The organism is Labilibaculum euxinicum (assembly GCF_009795715.1).
In the GTDB taxonomy this organism is placed as follows: domain Bacteria; phylum Bacteroidota; class Bacteroidia; order Bacteroidales; family Marinifilaceae; genus Labilibaculum; species Labilibaculum euxinus.
Genome location: NZ_WTCR01000009.1, coordinates 148859 through 169613 on the forward strand (window position 1 = coordinate 148859; position 20755 = coordinate 169613).

Genomic DNA, 20755 nt, shown 5'->3' on the forward strand with positions numbered 1-20755 from the left:
GAAGTGTCTCGTGTCATGATTTTTTAACACGTTAACGGTTTTCTTAATACAACGAACGCGACTCAAGCCTTAAGTATTTGTTTACAGCAAATAAGGTTGATATCCAGGTAATGAAAAGTCCGATTAATAGAATCAGTAAGAACAAGACACCAATCATTTCAACATGACTAAAATTGATTACCTGACTTAATTCTTTTTGCGACAAGTAAATGACACCCGAAAGCATTGCGTTGGCGATTAGTGCTCCTATTACGCCATGCAGTAAGGTTTTAGCCATAAATGGCCGGCGTATAAACCCTCTTGTAGCACCAACCAATTGCATTGTGTTAATTATAAAGCGTTGAGAGTAAATGGATAAGCGTATAGTGTTGTTGATTAGAGTAAATGATATTGTGAAAAGCAGAGCACTAAACGCTAATATAATTAAGCTGATTCTTTTCACATTTTCGTTTACCAAATGCACCAATGACTTTTGATAATCAACCTCCTGAACCTGCGATTGCTTTAATAAATGCTTTTCAATTACCGCAATACTATCTGTATTTGCATATCCAGCATATAATTTTACATCTATCGAGGCACGAAGTGGGTTGTAGCCTAAAAATGAGATAAAATCTTCGCCTAACTCTTTCTCGAATTCTTTGGCAGCAGTTTCTTTATCTACATATTTTGTAGCTTTCACATAATCACTGGCATCCAATATTTTTTGCAAACGACGAATTTCAACTTCTTTGATATTGTCTTTTAAAACCACTGTGACTCCAATATTTTCTTTTACGTAATTGGAAATCTGATTGGCATTTAAAATTAGTAAGCCCATTAATCCTAACATGAATAGAACCAATGAAATGCTAATTACTGAAGTAATGTAAGAGGAGCGAAGTCTTCGTTTTGTACCTTTTTCTTTGTATGCCATTTGAAATGAAATTAAAGAATTCTACCCGATATATTTAATCAGATGTTAATCCGGATTTGACCGGATGACATGCGAAAATACAATTTTTCAATCAAAATGTATCATACTTATATGAATTTGAAATGCTTTCACAAGAAATCAATTTTGTTAAATTTGTGATTAAATCAGAACCTAACACAAAAAAGCAAGGTGGGAATCATTCGTCAACAAACCATTAAAGGAACTGTGGTTTCCTATTTTGGAGCCATTTTAGGATTTATAAATACTGGGATTTTGTTTCCGAGGATTTTGGGAGCAGACCAAATAGGTTTGTTGAATTGGTTGGTAGCAATTGCAACAATTGCAACGCAGTTTTCTTCTTTCGGGTTCAATAATGTTACAGCAAGATTGTTCCCTTATTTTCGAAATGAAAATCGAAATCATAATGGATATTTGTTCATTCTGTTTTGGGTTGGGATGATTGGCTTCATTCTTTCTTTGATTGCTTATTTTCTTTTGCATCCTGTTGCTGTCAGTTTATATTCAAACGAATCACCACTTTATTTAAATTACCTGATTTATTTGATTCCTTTGGTATTTTTCACACTCTTTTTTAATTTATTCGAAGGATACAATAGAGTGATGTATGATGCAGTTTCGGGAACAATTTATCGGGATATTGTATTTAAGCTTATCAACTTTTGTATCATTCTCCTTTTCTGGAAAGATATATTGGAGTTTTCGCAGTTCGTATTTTTATATGTAGTGGCTTTTTGTTTACCAACTGTTTTACTATTTCTGCTTCTTCTAAAGCGAGGTCAGATTTCTTTTGCATCTAATCTGAAGTTCGTAACACCCAAACTTCGAAAATCTATGGTTAATGTTTCCTTATTTGGAATTCTGAATGGTTTAAGCGATAAGTTAACGGCTAATATCGACAGAATAATGATTGTAAGTTTTATTGGTTTAGGTGCAAATGGTATTTATGCAACAATGGCAAATTTTGGGATGCTAATTTCAATGCCTTCACGCACATTAAAGAAGATAGCAAGTACCGTAATTGCTGAGGCTTGGAAACGCGATGATCTTGCAACCATTGGGAAAGTTTATTCGCAAAGCGGTTTGCATCAATTTATGACAGGTTGTTTGCTGTTTATTGGAGTCTGGGTGAACGTTGAAAATGTATTTGAGATAGTTCCGGATAAATACATTGCAGGAAAATATGTAATGTTTTTCATTGGGATTTCGCATGTTATACAGATGCTGTCGGGTATTAGTGGTGTGGTAATTCAAGCTTCGCCTAAATATCGGATACAAACACTGTTTATGCTTATTTTTGGTGCTTTGGTAGTTGTTACTAATTTGATTATGATACCAGTTTGGGGAATTGTTGGTGCAGCCGCAGCCTCACTTACTGCCAGCTTTATCTTTAATCTGATGAAATACATATTTCTTTGGAAAACCTATGGATTTCAACCAATTAACAGGAAATATCTATTTGTTTTAGGGATTGCTCTTACGTCTTTTTATTTAGGTTATTTACTGCCAAAAATGGATTGGTTTGTATTTGATATTATTGTAAGAAGTACTCTGGTAGGAGGTATTTATTTACTGCTCACTTTTTTTCTTAAAATTTCGAATGATTTTAACGAATTTGTTCGTGAAAAATTGGGCTGGAGGTAAGTTTTCTATTTTTGATATCAGCAGCTAAGAATAAAACTACTCTTTAATAATCTCAATTATTTCGGTAGTTGAGATAGATGGAGTTCGTTCCAGATAAACCACTTCGCAAAGTGATTTGAATTCATCAAAACGGCCTTCCCAGTCGTTTCCCATCACTAAAACATCAGCATTGAATTGTTTGATGTAATCTCCTTTTAGTTCCAATGATTCTTCGTAAAATACTTCATCAACCACTTTAAGCGATTCAATAATTCGCTTTCGGTCTTTTTCTGAGTAGATTGGATTTTTCTGCTTTTTGGAATAGTTTAAAGCATCGGTTGAAATACCAACAATAAGATAATCACCTTTTGCTTTGGCACGTTCTAAAATCCGTAAATGTCCGATGTGAAAAAGGTCAAATGTTCCAAAGGTGATTACTCTTTTCATAGTTTTGCTTTATTGATTCCTGCGAAGATAATGTTCCTGAATGAAATTAAAAATTCTTTGAGAACTGTTATCATCTGTATCTAGATATGATTTTTCGATAATTTGGGTTCTACCTCCAACAAAATCGTCATTTTCAGTAAATGTACTGAGTAAATCCTGTTCCAGTTTTTCTTGAGTAGTAGAAATAGGTCCAATAATAAAATCGTTGAAGAAGGAATGTAATTCACGATCTTTGGTTTCGTATTTTTCGCGGTCATACAGCAGGAAAAACACCGGTCTGTTCAGTAAAATATAATCCATGTAAATGGAAGAGTAATCGCTCACCATACCATCAATTTCAGGAAGAAGAGGATATACGTCTTTCACATTATCGTACCAAAGAATGCGTTCGAATTCGTTACTGATAGTCTTGTATTGTGGCAATGGATGCAGCTTGAAAACAAATACAAAATCATTTTTAATGGCGAATTCATTCAATTTCTGAAGGTCAAGAATTCCATCGGAAATACCATCACCTCCGGTATCCCGAAAGGTTGGTGCATACAAGATTGATTTGATTCCTTTTTTACGCAATTCAATCACCTTTTGAATGGTTTTCTCATCCGAGTTGATTAATGCATTCTTATATTTTATTGGGTTTACAATGATGTCGTTACGCGGATATCCTGTATCAATAAAGTGGTCTGAAATAAATGCAGGTTTGAAAAAATGCTCGGTAAAGAATTCTCCAGTTGAGATGAGTGCATCGTAAACAGGTAGTTTTCCAACAAAATTCAAAATAAATCTGCGGTATAGCGAGCTGGTTTCCTGAATAAAGAATTTGTTGTCGCGCTGAATCTTTTTGAAGCCTATTCCGTGCCAGATTTGAACAATTTTTGCCCGCCAGAACAATTGAAACCGGCAATTATCCATCCACGAAAAATTATCAACTACAAAAACCTTACATCTCAACGAAATCCAATAGGCCTTGGCTGACGGGTAGTACAATATGTTGATGTATTGATGTTTGAGTGATTCATAGGTCTCTTTATTTGCGGTCAGGAAATAGAATTCCTGATCTTCTTCCTTTTCCGATAAGTAGAGGAAAAAGAACTTCACATTATCAATAAAAAAACCATCTTTTGCTCCCATAAGCACCATCAGATTCTTTTTTTTTGGAATAAGGTAGGTGATTGGAACAATAAATATCCAGCCCAATAAGGTGGTAATGAAGATGATTGGTTTGGAGTATTTGTTGAGATTCATTAATTCAATTTTTTAATTTCCTGAAACACTCTCTCGCAACTCTCTGTATCCTGATAAGTGTGATACATATCCCTTATTTTTTTGCGCCATTTGGCATGAGTCTGAGGCTGTTCGAAATAGCGTTGTAAATGCGTTATAAATTCTTTTTGAGTGCTTGACTTTGCTCCCGGAGTATTCTCATCGAAATCGATAAAAAAGCCTTTGTATTGCTTGTATTCGTCTAAATCGTATGGCAAATAAATAATTGGCCGATCCAAAAGCAGGTAGTCAATCCAAAGTGATGAGTAGTCGGTTACCAAAACATCTACGTAAGGCAATAATTCATACACATCGGGGAATCGATCCTGATCAGCTTTTAGTACTCTGTCAATAGAAAAGAAATCATGAGTTTTTTCAACAGACTTTCGTTTTATATCCTCTTTATGACCACGAACCAAGATGTAGGCATCTTCTTTCTCCAGAAAATTAGAAAGCCGTTTTGCATCAAAATCCCCGAAAGGGAAAAAGTGAGTTTTGTAACCTTCTTCGCGCCAGGTTGGAGCGTATAAAATAATTTTACGGTCGAGAAATGGATTTGCAACCAATAAAGACGGACTTAGATTAATATCCTGAAGCAAATAATCGTTACGGGGCAAGCCACTCACCCAAACATTGTTCATGTCAATATTAAATCCTGCAGCATGAATAATTTGTTCCAAAGGAGAACAGCCTGCCATATAGCTGTATTTTTGCAATTGCTTGTGTTTGGCATATTTGCGCCAGGGAGGCGTTTGCAAGGCCATTTTTTTCATTGGCGTACCATGTCCTAAATAGATGATGTTTTTGCATTTTTCGTGCAGGTAGTATGGCTTGAAAGCAGCGGCACTAATTCCATAGGAAAGAATGACATGTCTGGTCCTTAAAAAGAGAAAAAACCCTTTCAACGACCACGAATAAACTACTTCTCCGGGGAATTTATCATTTAGTTTATGATACAAGGATTTGTAAGGAGTGAACAAAATGCTGTTGAAATCATTTTTTTCGCGCATGTACTCAAACAAATACTTCGAATTGTCGAAATATACCTTTTCGGTGAGAAAGAAGAGCGCAATTCGTTTGTCTTTTGGCACCAGTTTTTCCAATAGAAAATAAAAACGGCGCATTAAAAACAGGACAATATGCAGAAAAACAATTTTCTGCATGAAGTTGACAAACTGTTGTGTTCGGGAGTACTGACTATTCATTTTCAATCGTTTCTTTTCGGATATTTTTAATTCCAAAAACAATTCCTCCGGCTAGCAGCAAAAAGAATAAAACCATGCTGGCAACAGATATATTTTCGGTAACTGTCATTGCTTTTGGCTCAAATTTAAAGATGATTTTATGCTTTCCTCCGGGAACTTTCATCGCCCGTAATATGTAGTTGGCTCTAAAGTGCGGAGTAAGTTTCCCATCAATATAGGCATTCCAGCCCGGCTGGTAATAAATATCGGAGAAAACCACCAATTGATCGCTTTTAGCATTGAATTGATAAGTTATTTTGTTGGGAGCATATGTTTTCATTGCAATAGTTGCCAAAGAATCTGCCTGACTTGTAAATCCTTGCAGTTGAGAAGCAAAACGCTTGTCAACTAAAGCTTCTTTTGCAGGATCGAAGGTATTTAAAGCCATGATTTCTTCATCGGCATTGGCAACAATTTTGTAGTTGGGAACAATCCATGCTTCACCTAAAGCATCAGGATTCAATTGTGCCTGATTTCCTTTCTCTTTATCGGGTGTGATGATGTATTTGGTATTTAGCATGTTGATCACCTTCATATTGTTTTTTGTGATGTGATGATCAATTAATTCCTGATAACGTCGCAACTTGGCTCCGTGATAACCACCAATTGATTTATGGTAGAAGGAAGTGCTCGCATTCTGCCAGGTTTGAACAGAAGTGTTTAAAACCCGGTAATTGCTGTGTTGGTTTAGTACTGTGAAAGGAACAATAGCCAATTCTAATTTACTAGCTCTGCGGTTCTCTTTCTTATATTCATCCTGTGCTTTTTTAGCCAATGGTTGTAATTCCGGTCGAGATGAAAACTCAGATTGCAAAATTTCAAAATCGGCTTGAGTTGGGTTGAATGCAATTTTCAATTCTTTTTTAGGAACAAAGCTGTCTGCATTTAAAAAGCGTTTGTTAACCGGCCATAAATCAACCAAAATAAGAACAACAACACCAGCAATTAGAATGTTAGCTTGGAACCACTTTTTACTGTATCCGAAAAGAAGTACCGCAATTAGGCCAACAAAAAGAATGGTACGCAATGCATCGGCTCTAAAAATAGAAACACGTGCATTAAAAATATCAGATTCAATTTGATTGATGTAAGTAACAGCATTCGGATTTCCTGATTTTATTTGCGCAAAATAGCTTGTTTCAGGCTTCGTAATAAAATCCATGAATTGAGATGGAAGCAAATATAGAAGCAATGAAATTCCTGCTGTTAGTAGTAATGGCAAGATTAAGACATTCGACTTTACAGAAAATAATTTTACTTTTTTCTGTAGGATTTCAGGCTCATCCAATACCTTTTTAACGGCTAAAATTGCCAAAATTGGAACACACAACTCAACGACAACCAGAATGGACGAAACCACCCTGAATTTGTTGTATAAGGGCACGTAATCTAAAAACAGATCGGTAAGGAATTGGAAATTATGTCCCCACGACAGCATAATGGCCAAAATTGTTGCGGTAAGCAATCCCCATTTGAAACGTCCGGGAACAATAATCAATCCTAAAAAGAATAAAAAGAGGATGACGGCTCCAACATATACAGGCCCAGCAGTAAATGGCTGATTTCCCCAGTAGTGGTGATCTTTTATTGGTTCAATATCGTAGTATTTGGCTACATTTTCAATCTGTCCTCCGCTTAGGTAACTCACCAGCTGAGTTGCCTCCTGAGGAGATCCGGCACCACCTTTTGCATTTGGAATTAACAGGGTTAAAGTTTCCTGAACACCATAACTCCATTGGGTAGCGTAATCTTTATCCAAACCATTGGTTTTGTTGTCTTTATTACCAAGAGTTAGTTCCGATTTACCACGAATGGTTTGTTTTCCGTATTCGTATGAATTGAAAAGATTGGAACTGTTTACACCAACAGCCAGAATTGATGCAATGGCTAAAACTCCAATGGCAGTAAAAAACTGCTTTAATTCTTTCTGCTTCAGGCGATAATAAAATTCAAACCCGACAATACAAAGAACCGTAATCAGAAAATAGTAGGTCATTTGTATGTGATTGGAATACAATTCGAGTATCAGAAAGAAGGAGGCGAGTAACCCGCCTAATATGTATTTGCCTTGTAATGTGAGTAATATCCCCGCAAGGGCAGGTGGAATAAAAGCCAAAGCATTAACTTTCCAGAGATGGCCGGCACCAATAATTATTATGAAATAGGTCGAAAAGGCATAGGCAATGGCACCTCCGATGGAGAGCCAGGGATTTACCCGTAATGATATTAGTAAGATATAAAATCCAATCAGATAGATCATTAAATAGCGTACCGGACTCGGAGTATGCAGTTCCATGGCTTCTTTAAAGAATTGCATGAACTGTGATTTGTACTCAACGGTGATCTGATAGGCCGGCATTCCTCCAAACATAGAATTGGTCCACAAAGGATCTTCCCCGGTGGATTTCCTGAAATCCATGATTTCCTTTTTGTAGCCTAGAGCATTTAAGGTATCTCCTTTTCTTAGCTGTTTTCCATCTAATATAGGCTGAAAAAATGCAAATCCAATAATTAGGAAAATGATGATGGCTGATAAATGGGGAATAAGGGACTTGATGATCGACTTGAAGCTCATGGTAATTATGAATTAGGAATTATGAATTAGTAGTGAATCAATTCATAATTCATATTTTTTAATTTTAATTATTTAATTCCGCCCCTAAAATACAAAAAGCACGGAATATTTTGCTCCGTGCTTCACTTAATATTTTACAATTGTTTCTTCACTAAAGAGAAAAGCAATTTGGACTTGAATAGGTATTTTTTTTTATCAGGATGATTCATTTAGGTATTGTATTTTACTTATAACAAAATTGATTTTAAAAGGTTGTTTAGAACAATAGTGCAGTCTTATCTGAAATTAACGATCTATTGTTAAGACATATCTAAAGCAATTGTAAGTATTGTGATTTGTTTCGTATAATAATTTAGCAATTGTTTAATTGACCATGTTGTATTTAATATGTATTTTTTAGTATATTTCAATAATATTTTATGTTATATTTGTTGGCATAGTATTAATCTAAACCAAATTATTAAAACATGAAAATTAGAAATTTACTTGTAAATATCACTTTGCTTTACGGATTAAGTGTCTCGTGCAGTGATGGTGATAATGAACCTTATGGTCCGGAATATGAGGTGGATGGAGTTGAGCTGTCTTTAAGGAATGATTATTACTATAGGGATAAAGGCGATACTATTTCAGCTGACAAATTTGTTATAATGATGAAACTGAAATCTGACAATGAGTATGCTCAGGATTATGGACTTAATCCGCAAATGGTAAGTGAAATTACTGATATAAAGGTTAGTGTGCTTAGTGACGGATTGTATGCCGGGATTGCAAAAAATGATGATGTAAGCAGGTTTTTTTTGATGGATGATGGAGAACATTATTATACTGAAGATTTGTATCAAACAATAGCACAATATGTTGAAGCAGGTGTTACAAAATCTTCCGAACCATATTTGTATTTTACCAATCAGACTGAATTGGCTCCTAAAGCAGTGGCTTTGATAAGCGATACCATCACGCTTGCTTTTAAGGTTGATTTGACCCTAAAAAACAATAAAACCTTCAATAATCAACTTCGTGTAACCCTTATCCCATAAATTGATTATCATGCTAAATAAATATAAAAGGATTAGTGCCATGATATTGTTGTTGTTGGTACACACTCTTGTTTCAAGTGCACAGGAAACGGATCTGAAATGGGGTTTAAGCTCTCAGGTAAAAATTCAGGAGATTTTACAAAACAATAAAGTAGAAGACATTTATTCATATAACCAGGAATCAGTAACTTTGGGGGTATTTGTTCAATATAAAAATCTAGATGTCAAGTTTGAATTTTTAACTAGGTCAGCATCTGTTGACCTGCGGTATTTTGTGTGGAATAAAGTATTTGTAAACTTAAAAGGGAGTTGGGATGGACATAACTACGAATTTGATAATGTTGAGAATTATTCTGATTGTTCATATGTTGATGATATTAACGTTTACAGCTACTTGGGTGGATTTGGTTATGAAAAAACGATTTTTGGTCGTTTAAAGTGTCAGGGAACAATGCTTGGAGGTGTTATCACTAGTTCTAAGAATACTGAATCAAGTATAATTTTGAGAAACAATGATTCCAATGTTCGGGCAAGAAAAACAGATACCTATCAGTTAGAACCATCCTTTGTTTATGGTGGCTCAATTGAATTGGAATGGCTGCCTAATCCATCGAAGAACAGACGGCGCCCTATCGCTCCGTTCGCTTCCCTTCAAATTACCGGAACTAACAAAAGCAGGACGTACAGGAAAGTAAGTATTGAGGAATGGGTGGAAGGTAATGTTGTTTATCAGGAGGAGATTAATCCGAATGATCGACTTTATGATTTTGTATATGTGAATGTTAGAATGGGTGTAAAGTTATATTTCAAGAAATAGAATTTCTTTGACGATGTGGTCATATGATGATTTGTTTTAAATAATAAAAATGGCCATCCTGCAAAAGAATGGCCATTTTATTATCTATTTAGTTGATTCGTTCCGTTAATCCTGAGTTTGTAATTTACACCTTGCAAATCATCTAAAGGCTAACATCTCATCTGTCTATTTCAATTGTTTGAATAATTTTTTCATGCTTACATGATCTTCAATAATATCATACAATTTTGAGATTTCAACACGTTCTTGTGCCATCGAATCACGATGACGAATGGTAACAGTGTTGTCTTCTAAAGATTGATGATCAACAGTTACACAGAAAGGAGTACCAATGGCATCCTGACGACGGTAACGCTTACCAATTGAATCTTTTTCGTCGTACTGACAGTTGAAATCGAATTTCAGGTCGTTGATAATTGCACGGGCTTTATCCGGAAGGCCGTCTTTTTTCACCAAAGGCATTACACAAAGCTTAACCGGAGCCAAAGCAAGAGGTAATTTAAGTACTACACGCTCATCAAGCTTACCATCTTCTTTTTCAATTTTTTCTTCGTTGTATGCTTCCGACATAATCTGAAGGAACATACGGTCAACTCCAATCGAAGTCTCAACTACATAAGGAACATAGCTTTTGTTCAATTCAGGATCGAAATATTGAATTTTCTTACCTGAGAATTCTTGGTGTTGACTTAAATCAAAATCGGTACGGGAGTGAATTCCCTCTACCTCTTTAAATCCGAATGGAAATTTAAATTCAATATCGGTAGCTGCATTGGCGTAATGAGCCAATTTATCGTGGTCGTGAAAACGGTATTTTTCTTCGCCAAAACCAAGCGCCTTGTGCCAGCTCATACGGGTTGCTTTCCAGGCATCGAACCATTTCATTTCATCTCCCGGACGAACAAAGAACTGAAGCTCCATTTGTTCGAATTCACGCATACGGAAAATAAACTGACGTGCCACAATCTCGTTACGAAATGCTTTACCAATCTGAGCAATTCCGAAAGGAATCTTCATACGACCCGTTTTCTGAACATTTAGGTAGTTAACGAAAATACCCTGTGCAGTTTCCGGACGAAGATAAATTTTACTGCTTCCATCGGCAGTAGAACCCATATCGGTAGAGAACATTAGGTTGAACTGACGAACATCTGTCCAGTTTTTAGAACCTGAAATAGGACAAACAATCTCATTGTCAATAATGATTTGCTTCAATTCATCCAGATCATTTTTATCTAAAGCATCAACAAAACGAGTATGTACAGCATCCATCTTTTCTTTGTTTGCTAATACACGAGGATTGGTTTCACGAAATTGAGCTTCGTCGAAACTTTCGCCAAATTTTTTCTTTGCTTTGGCAACTTCCTTGTCCATTTTGCCTTCATACTTGGCCAGCAAATCCTCAATTAAAACATCAGCTCTGTAACGTTTCTTCGAATCTTTATTGTCAATCAACGGATCGTTAAAAGCATCAACGTGGCCCGAAGCTTTCCAAATAGTAGGATGCATAAAAATAGCCGAATCAATACCCACTACATTTTCGTGCAGTTTCACCATTGAATCCCACCAGTATTTTTTAATATTGTTTTTCAATTCAACTCCCAGCTGCGCATAGTCATATACGGCACTCAATCCATCATAAATTTCCGATGATTGAAACACGAATCCGTATTCTTTACAATGAGCTACCAGTTTTTTGAAAACATCTTCCTGAGCCATAAATCTTATATTTTGAGGTTAATTTTTTAAGCTATTAGCTTTTAGCCATTGGCTATTAGCATTGTATAATTTCCAAAAAGGAAAGGCAAAAATACGATTCAATGGATTTACATCCAATTAATTTATAGCGTTTTTATAGATATTTTGAATAATAAATTTAGGTGAGTGGAATGTTAAAAAGCTAAAGGCCAACTACCAATAGCTATTCGCTTACCATTTAATCATCCACTTCTTCGAAATCAACATAGTCGCCCACATCTTTTTTGTGCGGATCGCCTGTTTTGCCCGATGGTTTATCAATGGTTACTTCACCTTCTTTTCTTGTTTGCTGCTGTTGCTGCTTGGCTTGTTCCTGCATTTTATCGAAGGTTTTCTTCACCAAAAACGGGAATACTGCCTTCAAAATCCACTTTAATATGTAGTAGATCCCAACAGCTATGATTATAAATTTAATAAATGCCATATTCTTTTCTTTTGAAAGGCAAATATAAGCATTTCATTTTTTTTTTTTGATATTCTTCGGCATTTGCTTTTGGGCGTTCCCTTCGGGCGGGCTTTTCGCTGCAACTCCTCGCTCATTCTTCGCTGCGGGGTTTCCACTGCAATCCCTAACGCATGGTACCATTTATCAGGTGAAATTCCTCTTGCCGCTTGGTTCTAATGTTTTATAACCAAATAAATAACGGGAAGTTATGAACTTTTTCTTTGTGGTAAATTGTTTTTTTTTTGACAGGAATTGTCCGTCCTATGTTCTGTTGTTGTTTCTCTGAGTCAAAAAATTCTGTTCTGCGGTACAATCAGTGAAATCTGTGGCTTTATATACCCTTCTGCGGGCAAATCAATACGTTCTGTGGCAGAATGAGTCAAATCTGCGGGTTTACAATACGCCCTGCGGGCAAAATAAGTAATTCTGCGGGTAAACCCATCCTTCCTGCAGCATTTTACCCCTTCCTGCGCTATAATCACCTAGCCTGCGCGCGGGTTTCAGACTTATTAAGTTGGTGTAACATCCTTATTAATATCAAAAAAAAGACTGCCCCGCAAGGCAGTCTCGAATTCAAATTGATGTAAACTCTCCGTTATTGGAGTAAAAAAATCGTTTTATTTATTTGTACAATGGCTTCTTCTTGTTTTTAATTTCATCCTCGAAAGAGCAGGAATCTTTTTTCTTTGTTTTGTCCTTACAGCCAAACAAAAAGTTGATTCCGAAACGAATGTTTGCCAAGTGAGCAGTATTTGGTTTAATGGCCGCCATTACATTGTCGCTGACCACATAAAACTGTGTAGGACCCAATTTCGCAGCTAGTCCAAATCCAACGTTGTTGTACGAATGGTTTACCACCGAGTAACTCAATGTAGTACTAAGATTTCTGAAAAAACGTGCGTTGGCTGAGAGTGTTAATGACGATTGAATTTTACCGTTAAAAATTTCGGTTCTGCTTAATGCACCTACATTCACTCTTTTGTTAAGGTCGTGTGTTCCGCCTAAATATATTTTGGCAGGCAGTCCAACTTTGTATGAATCTATTCCGTTTATCACGCGAAATTCGTCAGCAATTGAGTCTGTTAAATCATCAAATACATCTTCAATTTCTTTGTAGTTTGGATCTTTTGAATTTCCCGATTGCGACCAGTCGGCTCCTGTCCAGGTAAATGAACCTTTTTGAGAGAATTCATGACCATCCGTTTTCCAGTTAATCGATCCAATATCCAATATACTTGCATATAAGCGGGTTTTTTCATCCATTTGGTAAGTCATACCCAAATCAACGGCAAAACCTTTATTATCGGTGTTTGCGAAGAAATCTGCATCGTAACTATCACCATCTATGTCAATGTCGTTCACATATCCGTCAGCATCCAAACCGATTTGATTAATTGGCATGGAAACACGAAGACGGTGTTCCGAATTTAAAACAATCTCGTTACCGGAAGCAGAGGTGAATACGGACATGTCGGAATCTTCCATGTGCATGTTGGCTATACCAAACAGCATTTTTCCTTTGATACCAACCGTCCATTTGTCGTTTATTTTTTTCGATACACCCAGAGCAACTTCGTGATAGTAACTTGCATCCAATCCCAGTCCGCCCCAATTTGCAGTTTTTCCTCTGTATGAGGCGTTGCCGTCTTTCAAAAATGTCATCATTTCCTGATCGAAACTGAAACGGGAATCTTCCTTTTCAATCACATCCAGTGTGAAAAAGTAATCTTTTGCGCGTATTCCGAGGGCAAAAAGAGTCAGTTCAAATTGCTGCGACACAAAATTGGTTGTTTGCAATGCATCGTGAAAGCTATTGATATCAACAACTAAAGAATCTTTTCGGATTCCTGTACCATCTTTAATTATATCGCTGTAAGCAAAGCTGCTGTTGCTGTAATTCAGATAAATTGAACTCAGCGCCGGAAATCCAACGAATACTTTGCATTCGGGTTGAATTGCCGGATTCAACTGATTTGACTGAGGAACATTTTGCATTAAATACAAAGTGTTGTTCATTTTTTGGGCTGAAGCCGAAACAGATAAAAACAGAAATATCAATCCTGCTATAGATGTTTTGTATATAAATTTAATCATATTGGAGTGTCTGGGTGCTTAGTTATTAAGATCGATTTGAGCCTGAACAGATAAAGTGAATTTGAGTTCGTAGTCCCCCTTAAGTTTTACAGGAACGCCATCATTTTCTGTACTTACGCCAGCGTTTATAATTAGGTTTTTGGTTTGGTTCAGGTTTTTTATCTGACTTTGGTTTAATTGTATTTTATGCTCCACCTCTTTTACCGAGGCAGGATCAACTTCTCCGATTTTATCGCCAGAGACAAACACTTTTGCCGCCTCAATTACTTGATTGTCTGAAATGGAATCAATTACATTGTAGGCTGCATCGGTAAAGTAAATTTTATCGATGCTTACGTCGAGCGGATAACCGTTTTCAGTAACGATAACCACGGCAGCATTCATAATTTTATCTGCATCGCTAATGTCAATGTCGTTTACAGTATCTCTAAGCATCAGATTTGTTGCCGTAAAATCCAAAGGAACATCTATTTCAATATCCACATTAATAGCTGAGCTGTTGCTGATGATGTTTGGAGTTGTTGGTGTTGGAGCAATGGCTCCGGTTGGGTTTAAAGCAATATTTCCAAAATATTCCAATCGGTCCGATGGAGGCAAGGCCATTAAAGCTTTTATGTTGGAATTGATCGTGTCGTAAGTAATGATTTCAGTTATTGCATCAATGATTAACGGATTTGTTACAGAAACTTCATCAGGATATGCGGGTTGTAACGCATCAGGATTTAATGAGGCTGCAGTTCCATCTGTTGCGTAGCCGGTAATGTCGGCATTAATTTGGAACGGAACTCCAACCGAGTTTTCCATGATAAGATTAATGCGGGGATCAGCAAATTGGTAATCACCTTCAATATCATCCCAAAAATCAACATTCATGTCAAAGTTTCCGGCATCGAGAGTAATGATCTGATTTCCAAAATCACCTTTGGCCAATTGAAAATTGATGTTCTGAACAGTTAGGTTAATTCCCAAATCACCAGTACTGCTAATTATATGGCTGGCATTGTCTTTAATATCAATGTCAAAAGTAATGTCAATATCATTATTGGTAGTGTATGGTGTGTTGAAAGCTAAATTTAGGTTTGCCAGATTTAAGGTTTCAATTTGATTTATTGCGTTTGGAGCTAATGTAAAAGTCTGATTAACTGGAATTCCGCTTTGTGTTCCGTTCGGAATTTCAATGGTGATATCAACTTCAGTATTTAAAGGATTTGTTAAAGCAAATCGAATGTTTGCATCCAAATCCAATTCATAAAGTTTAACGTCCGTGTTGCCCGTGATGATCTGAATTTGATCTGTTTGTGCGCTTAAGCCTAATCCGGCAATAGCTGAATAAGGAAGGCCAACACCAAAATTTGGCAATGTATAACTTAGATCCAAGGCAGATTGATTGGGAAAGTTCAGCACTTCATCAATATTGTAAGAAAAAATATCTTCCTCCATGTATTTGATGTGCAGCATGCCTTCCGCATCAAGAGTAATGGTTTGATCGGCAGGGTTTGCCTCATGTTGATTCAGTAAATACCACAATGAATAGGTTCCATAACCAACCGGAACAATCATATTGGGTGTCCAGTCTATTTTATCGGAAAGCTTGTCGAAGTCGTAGTCGTCTCCGTTAAAACAGGATTGCATTGAAATGGCTAAAATGCCGGCAAGCAAGAATGGAATTAGGGATCTAAGTTTTAATATCATAGTTGTTTTATTTATATGCGTTTATATAGAATGCACCGAACAAAGCATTTGAAACCCTAATAATGCTATGATAAATTATTAGGGTCTAATTGTAAATCCTAAAAAATCAATAGTTTGTGCAGAGCATTGATTTTGGTGCATGAATATTTCGTTATTGATGACAAAAAATTATTGTACGGAATAGTTGAGAAGGAAGTTTCGGTTATCTCCTACATAAAGATTAAAGGATTTATCACCGGTTTTTGAAAAGCCGATTGAGAATTCCGTATTTCCTTTAAGAGGAAATCCTTCATGGTTATTTCCCTCTTTATCAATCAGAAAGATCTTGTTCTCATCTTCCAGACAAATTCCAATTTCAATGTTTCTCCGCGAAAAGCTGTAAACATTAGGTCGGAAGCTAATATTGGAATCAAACTTTTTCTCGAGAATTTGTTTTCCCGAATCGTCAAATATTCTAAGGATGTTATAATCAGCAAACAGATATTCATTTCTGCCATCCGTATCAATATCTGCAGCTGTAAAAAAATGTGAATCGGATAGTTGTGTGAATGTTTTTTTCTCAATGCTTCCATCAAAATAGCAGTAGTAGATGTTTCCATTTATGTCCGTTGTCACCAGTCTGTCGCTGATATTTCCAACAGATTTCTCCAAAAAGAATGGGTTGTTCTTCGATTTTGAAAACTGTTCTTTACATCTGATTCTTTCTTCGCCACGGCGGTTTAGAATGTAAATGCGGTATTGATCGGCATAAACAATGTAGTCCTTGTTTTTTACCCGAAAGTGCTGAATTTCGCAATTAATTTCATTTTCAGCTTTAGCCGGATTCCAACCTGTAAGAGTCCTGCCATCTTTCGTGTAAGCATAAATATTTTTATCCTTGCAGGGAATGAAAAACCGGTAATTTTTGTTGTTGTCGTAATCGAAGATAGAAACACCCCGAACAGCCTCAGATTTTAGTTTTATCGGGTAATTTCCCACGTTGTCGCCATTTCTATCTACCAAATGAAGCTTGTTTTTAGTGGCAAACAGATACTGTAGTTTGCCATTTTTAAATAGATCAATTTGCTGAACTGGCCCAACAATTTTAGATTCCAAAGCTTTTTTCCATAACACACGTCCCGAAGGATTTAAAAGATAAAGCTGATTATTAATATCCTGAACCAAAATTTCATTCTCTTTTGTGTAATGATTCTGAACCAAATATGGTTTGTGAGCAAAGCAGGTATCCAACCTCGATTCCCATTCGGTTTGAGGAGCCAACTCCAGTATCGGATCGTATTCGATGAATAAGTTGTTGTAAATCAGATTTCTGTTTGAGCTTAATTGCAGGCCGACAGCCTGAAATTTATTTACGCTCTGCTTGTGGTTTTGAATTTCCTTTTGCAAACCGGCATTTAGGAATCCCGAAATAAATGAGTTTGCTCTGGGTGTTGAAGCATAAAAATAAAAGTTCGCCTTATTGGACAGAAACTCTTTGTTTTCCATATAGGTTTGATTGGTATTGAGGGTTTTACCCAGAACCGATTCTTTAATAAATTCGGAAAGAGAGCTGATATCAGGTCCCATCACCAAGTAATTATCGATAAAAGTGAAGTAGGCCGATGAGGCGCCGGCAAAGAAGGTTCCAAAAAGCTTTTCCGGAAGTTGGTCTTCAGGCAATCTGAAAATATCGAAGCTGGTTTCCTTGTCGAGATGATAAGTGCGCATGTAGTAGGCAAGAGTACGTTGTTCTTTTTTTGCCTTGCCATTAATCATTTCCAGCATTTTTTTCTTGGCAATACTGGCGCTTTTAGTTCGTATTATGGTGAAGCGTTTGTTGGTTTGGCCTTCGGTAAAAGCAATGCCAATTTCTTTATAGATAATAGAATAGATTGCTTCTTCGTAATCCACTCCGGTTTTCTTTTTTACGTCGTTAATATTTTTCAGATATTCGGATAATTGCCCCATCTGATCAAGGTATTTCCGGTATTTCCCTTTGTGTAAAGGAGCATCATCAATACCCAGTATGGCTAAAATACTGGTACTCGATGGAATCATCGATTCCATTTCCATTTTAACTGGTTCTTGCTGAAGAAACAAATTCATCAGGTTGCCTTGCTGAGGATCGCTGTATGTAAATCCGTTTAGCAAAATTATTTTATTTCTGAAACTAAGATCAAGCTCCGTCCAGTTCGCCAAATTGGTATAGTTTCGTATAAATTTGCTGTAATCTTTATCGAGAGATAAGGAAACTTGTTTTGGAAAGGTTTTGAGGTTCAGGAAGATGTTGGCATCCACATTTTTGCCGATTGTACGGCGAATTTGTTCAAAGCCTTTTGAATTGCAGATGGAGTTTTCAGTACTTAGCTGCAACACCGAATTTTCAAGCAGTAACATCGATCTGCTGGCAATAAATAATCCTTTCGAAAAAGTAAAGTGAATTCCTTTATCCTTTGAGTTTTGAGGCGGAATACTATATAATGTTGTGTTGTGGTATTTTCGTTCCGAAACCGATCTGTCCAAACCAACCCAATTAATGATGGCATTTTTAATTTTCTTTTCTTCCAGATAATCAGTAATCGGAAGAATGTACAGGTATTCAATTTCATTTTTACCCTGCAAATGGCTCGCCATGGTAAACGACCGATCCAAAGATAAAGTGCCTTCCGAATCAAAATGACTGATCAGGCTGTCTATAAATTGAAGATTTTTATTGATGTCAGCAATTTTATCGAATTTGCTCAGTTCTTTCCATGCACCGGTATTGTTCTCCAATTTGGTGATTAAATCTTCCAGACTCTCAAATTGAATAATCATCTCGGAATTAACCGGAATGGCCGAGAAAGGATCTATTCCTTTGTATTCGCGTTGTTTTTGAAGGTATAGATAGCCTAAAACGGTAATTGTCAGAAGCAAAAGAATTAGTAGGTAGGTTAAAATTTTTCTCAACATATTTGGTCGGTTGCGTGGAAAAGTGATTGATCAAAAATAGCAATTTATCGAATGTTTAAAAAATTATGTGTACGATATCTTTGCAGCAAAGAAAAGGCTTGAATGAACCCCTGAAAAAATACCCCGACGGTTGCCGGGGTACTTGCTTTTAAATAATCGTAAGTGTTTGGTGTGTTGTGTCTAAAAATCGAACTTAATTCCTTGCGCCAATGGCAGGTCTACGCCATAGTTTATGGTATTCGTTTGTCTTCTCATATATGTTTTCCAGGAATCGGAACCTGATTCACGTCCGCCGCCGGTTTCCTTTTCGCCACCAAAAGCACCGCCAATTTCAGCTCCTGATGTTCCGATGTTTACATTGGCAATTCCACAATCGCTTCCAATAGCAGAAATAAAGGTTTGAGCTTCGCGCATGTTCATGGTGAAAATCGATGAGGATAAACCTTGTGGCACATCATTGTGCAAATGAATGGCTTCGTCGAGGGTTTTGTATTTCATGATGTACAGGACCGGAACAAATGATTCATCCTGAACAATTTGCCAGTGATTTTCAACCTCGCAGAAGGTAGGAACCACAAAATTACCATCCAGTACTTTATCGCCGTAAACAATTTTACCGCCTGCCTTTTTTACTTCAGCAATGGCATGTTTGTATACTTCTACGGCACCGCTGTCAATTACGGGGCCAACCAATGTTTTTTCATCCAACGGATTGCCAATTTTACCTTCCACCTGTTTGTATGCATGCAGCAAACGGGTTTTCACATCCTCGTAAATACTTTCGTGGATAATCAGACGTCGGGTAGAAGTGCATCTTTGTCCGGCAGTACCAACCGATCCGAATACAATTCCCGGAATGGCCATGTCTAAATCGGCCGAAGGAGCCATTATTATTGCGTTGTTGCCACCCAATTCGGCAATTGTTCTTCCCAAACGGGCCCCCACTTTTTCGGCAACCCGTTTGCCTATGGCTGTTGATCCGGTAACGGAAATTAACGGAACACGTTTGTCTTCTATAAAATTATCACCCATTACTGATGATTTTGCAACTACCAAGTTGAAAACACCTTCGGGTACATTGTTGTCTTTTAGTACTTTTTGAATGATGTTGTGACAAGCCAGAGCACACAGAGGTACTTTCGAGCTGGGTTTCCAGATAATCACATCGCCGCAAACCGCTGCCAGCATCGCGTTCCATGCCCAAACAGCAACCGGAAAGTTGAAAGCAGAAATTACACCCACAATTCCCAGCGGATGGTACTGATCCATCATTTTATGATCCGGACGCTCGGAATGCATGGTAAATCCGTAAAGCATTCTTGACTGGCCCACTGCAAAATCGCAGATATCAATCATTTCCTGAACTTCGCCTAATCCTTCCTGATAAATTTTCCCCATTTCGAGGCTAACCAATTTCCCCAGATCATCTTTTGCCTCGCGGAGCGAATTGCCAATCTGACGAACTATTTCGCCTCGTTTTGGAGCCGGTATTTTTCGCCACACTTTAAATGCTTCCTGAGCAGTTTCCAGCACTTTTTCGTAATCAGCGGCATTGGCATTTTTCACTTTTGCGATTACAGATCCATCAATGGGTGAAACCGATTCGGTTACGGCCCCGTTGCAATCGAACCAATTCGTACCTGTTGAAACTCCTTCGTTAATTGGATCAATGCCAAGGTGTTTTAGTGTTTCCTGAACTCCAAAATCTTTCATATTTTCGTATGATTTGTCTTTTGGCGGAAGTGCGGATATCCACCAAAAAGGGGTTAGCATTCAATTTTTTAAATTCGCAATTCACAAGATAATGATTGTAAGGCATTTTCCCTATGATTTATATCATATGAAACGTCCATGCCAAAGTCATTTTGACACACAGGGAGATGATTATTCTC

At 37.0% G+C, this 20755-nt stretch carries 14 protein-coding genes; 3 read left to right on the forward strand and 11 right to left on the reverse strand.

Features of this window, described 5'->3' with window-relative positions:
- Nucleotides 1–43: 43 nt before the first annotated feature.
- Entirely contained in the window at nt 44–916 is an 873-nt protein-coding gene (locus GQR60_RS13325; protein ID WP_101309749.1) for a cell division protein FtsX, read from the reverse strand.
- A gap of 189 nt (nt 917–1105) precedes the next feature.
- On the opposite strand from GQR60_RS13325, the gene GQR60_RS20280 reads away from it, so the two are divergent.
- Nucleotides 1106–2578 (forward strand): lipopolysaccharide biosynthesis protein, encoded by a 1473-nt coding sequence (locus GQR60_RS20280; RefSeq protein WP_124993402.1) that lies wholly within the window; start codon nt 1106–1108, stop codon nt 2576–2578.
- Nucleotides 2579–2614: 36 nt separating this feature from the next.
- Here the strand turns inward: GQR60_RS20280 and GQR60_RS13335 are convergent, their stop codons facing one another.
- From GQR60_RS13335 to GQR60_RS13350, 4 genes are read right to left on the reverse strand one after another with little or no spacing between them, the layout of a single operon-like run.
- Nucleotides 2615–3004 carry an adenylyltransferase/cytidyltransferase family protein gene (locus tag GQR60_RS13335; protein WP_124993403.1) on the reverse strand — a complete coding sequence of 130 codons (390 nt, stop codon included), beginning with the start codon at nt 3002–3004 and terminating at the stop codon, nt 2615–2617.
- A 9-nt stretch (nt 3005–3013) separates the two neighbouring features.
- Nucleotides 3014–4249: a CDP-glycerol glycerophosphotransferase family protein gene (locus tag GQR60_RS13340; protein WP_124993404.1), complete on the reverse strand. Its 1236-nt coding sequence runs from the start codon at nt 4247–4249 to the stop codon at nt 3014–3016.
- A complete protein-coding gene (locus GQR60_RS13345) occupies nt 4249–5472 on the reverse strand; it encodes a CDP-glycerol glycerophosphotransferase family protein (RefSeq protein WP_124993405.1) in 1224 nt (407 codons plus the stop codon). The genes GQR60_RS13340 and GQR60_RS13345 overlap by 1 nt, the downstream gene beginning before the upstream one ends.
- Complete coding sequence (locus tag GQR60_RS13350; protein ID WP_124993406.1) at nt 5465–8086, reverse strand: YfhO family protein; 2622 nt, start codon at nt 8084–8086, stop codon at nt 5465–5467. Before GQR60_RS13350 ends, GQR60_RS13345 begins: the two co-directional genes overlap by 8 nt.
- A gap of 467 nt (nt 8087–8553) precedes the next feature.
- Between GQR60_RS13350 and GQR60_RS13355 the strand changes: the two genes are divergently transcribed.
- Nucleotides 8554–9126, forward strand: coding sequence for a hypothetical protein (locus tag GQR60_RS13355; RefSeq protein ID WP_124993407.1), 573 nt, complete (start codon nt 8554–8556; stop codon nt 9124–9126).
- Between the two features lie 10 nt (nt 9127–9136).
- Nucleotides 9137–9943: a hypothetical protein gene (locus GQR60_RS13360; protein ID WP_124993408.1), complete on the forward strand. Its 807-nt coding sequence runs from the start codon at nt 9137–9139 to the stop codon at nt 9941–9943.
- A 165-nt stretch (nt 9944–10108) separates the two neighbouring features.
- On the opposite strand, the gene GQR60_RS13365 is transcribed toward GQR60_RS13360, so the two are convergent.
- From GQR60_RS13365 to amaB, 6 genes are all read right to left on the reverse strand, one after another.
- Complete coding sequence (locus GQR60_RS13365; RefSeq protein WP_124993409.1) at nt 10109–11662, reverse strand: glycine--tRNA ligase; 1554 nt, start codon at nt 11660–11662, stop codon at nt 10109–10111.
- A 217-nt stretch (nt 11663–11879) separates the two neighbouring features.
- Entirely contained in the window at nt 11880–12125 is a 246-nt protein-coding gene (locus GQR60_RS13370) for a DUF4834 family protein (RefSeq protein WP_124993410.1), read from the reverse strand.
- 642 nt (nt 12126–12767) lie between these two features.
- The gene (locus GQR60_RS13375; RefSeq protein ID WP_124993411.1) at nt 12768–14240 is read right to left on the reverse strand and encodes a DUF5723 family protein; all 1473 of its coding nucleotides are present in this window, start codon (nt 14238–14240) and stop codon (nt 12768–12770) included.
- A gap of 18 nt (nt 14241–14258) precedes the next feature.
- Entirely contained in the window at nt 14259–15932 is a 1674-nt protein-coding gene (locus GQR60_RS13380) for a hypothetical protein (RefSeq protein ID WP_124993412.1), read from the reverse strand.
- A gap of 168 nt (nt 15933–16100) precedes the next feature.
- Nucleotides 16101–18863 (reverse strand): hypothetical protein, encoded by a 2763-nt coding sequence (locus GQR60_RS13385; RefSeq protein WP_124993413.1) that lies wholly within the window; start codon nt 18861–18863, stop codon nt 16101–16103.
- A 180-nt stretch (nt 18864–19043) separates the two neighbouring features.
- A complete protein-coding gene (gene amaB, locus GQR60_RS13390; RefSeq protein ID WP_124993414.1) occupies nt 19044–20576 on the reverse strand; it encodes an L-piperidine-6-carboxylate dehydrogenase in 1533 nt (510 codons plus the stop codon).
- Between the last annotated feature and the right edge of the window lie 179 nt (nt 20577–20755).

Bases quoted from the DNA above. Each gene is read 5' to 3' on its own strand.
- GQR60_RS13325 (WP_101309749.1), bottom strand. From the start codon at position 916: ATGGCATACAAAGAAAAAGGTACAAAACGAAGACTTCGCTCCTCTTAC.
- GQR60_RS13335 (WP_124993403.1), bottom strand. From the start codon at position 3,004: ATGAAAAGAGTAATCACCTTTGGAACATTTGACCTTTTTCACATCGGA.
- GQR60_RS13340 (WP_124993404.1), bottom strand. From the start codon at position 4,249: ATGAATCTCAACAAATACTCCAAACCAATCATCTTCATTACCACCTTA.
- GQR60_RS13345 (WP_124993405.1), bottom strand. From the start codon at position 5,472: ATGAATAGTCAGTACTCCCGAACACAACAGTTTGTCAACTTCATGCAG.
- GQR60_RS13350 (WP_124993406.1), bottom strand. From the start codon at position 8,086: ATGAGCTTCAAGTCGATCATCAAGTCCCTTATTCCCCATTTATCAGCC.
- GQR60_RS13355 (WP_124993407.1), top strand. From the start codon at position 8,554: ATGAAAATTAGAAATTTACTTGTAAATATCACTTTGCTTTACGGATTA.
- GQR60_RS13360 (WP_124993408.1), top strand. From the start codon at position 9,137: ATGCTAAATAAATATAAAAGGATTAGTGCCATGATATTGTTGTTGTTG.
- GQR60_RS13365 (WP_124993409.1), bottom strand. From the start codon at position 11,662: ATGGCTCAGGAAGATGTTTTCAAAAAACTGGTAGCTCATTGTAAAGAA.
- GQR60_RS13370 (WP_124993410.1), bottom strand. From the start codon at position 12,125: ATGGCATTTATTAAATTTATAATCATAGCTGTTGGGATCTACTACATA.
- GQR60_RS13375 (WP_124993411.1), bottom strand. From the start codon at position 14,240: ATGATTAAATTTATATACAAAACATCTATAGCAGGATTGATATTTCTG.
- GQR60_RS13380 (WP_124993412.1), bottom strand. From the start codon at position 15,932: ATGATATTAAAACTTAGATCCCTAATTCCATTCTTGCTTGCCGGCATT.
- GQR60_RS13385 (WP_124993413.1), bottom strand. From the start codon at position 18,863: ATGTTGAGAAAAATTTTAACCTACCTACTAATTCTTTTGCTTCTGACA.
- amaB (WP_124993414.1), bottom strand. From the start codon at position 20,576: ATGAAAGATTTTGGAGTTCAGGAAACACTAAAACACCTTGGCATTGAT.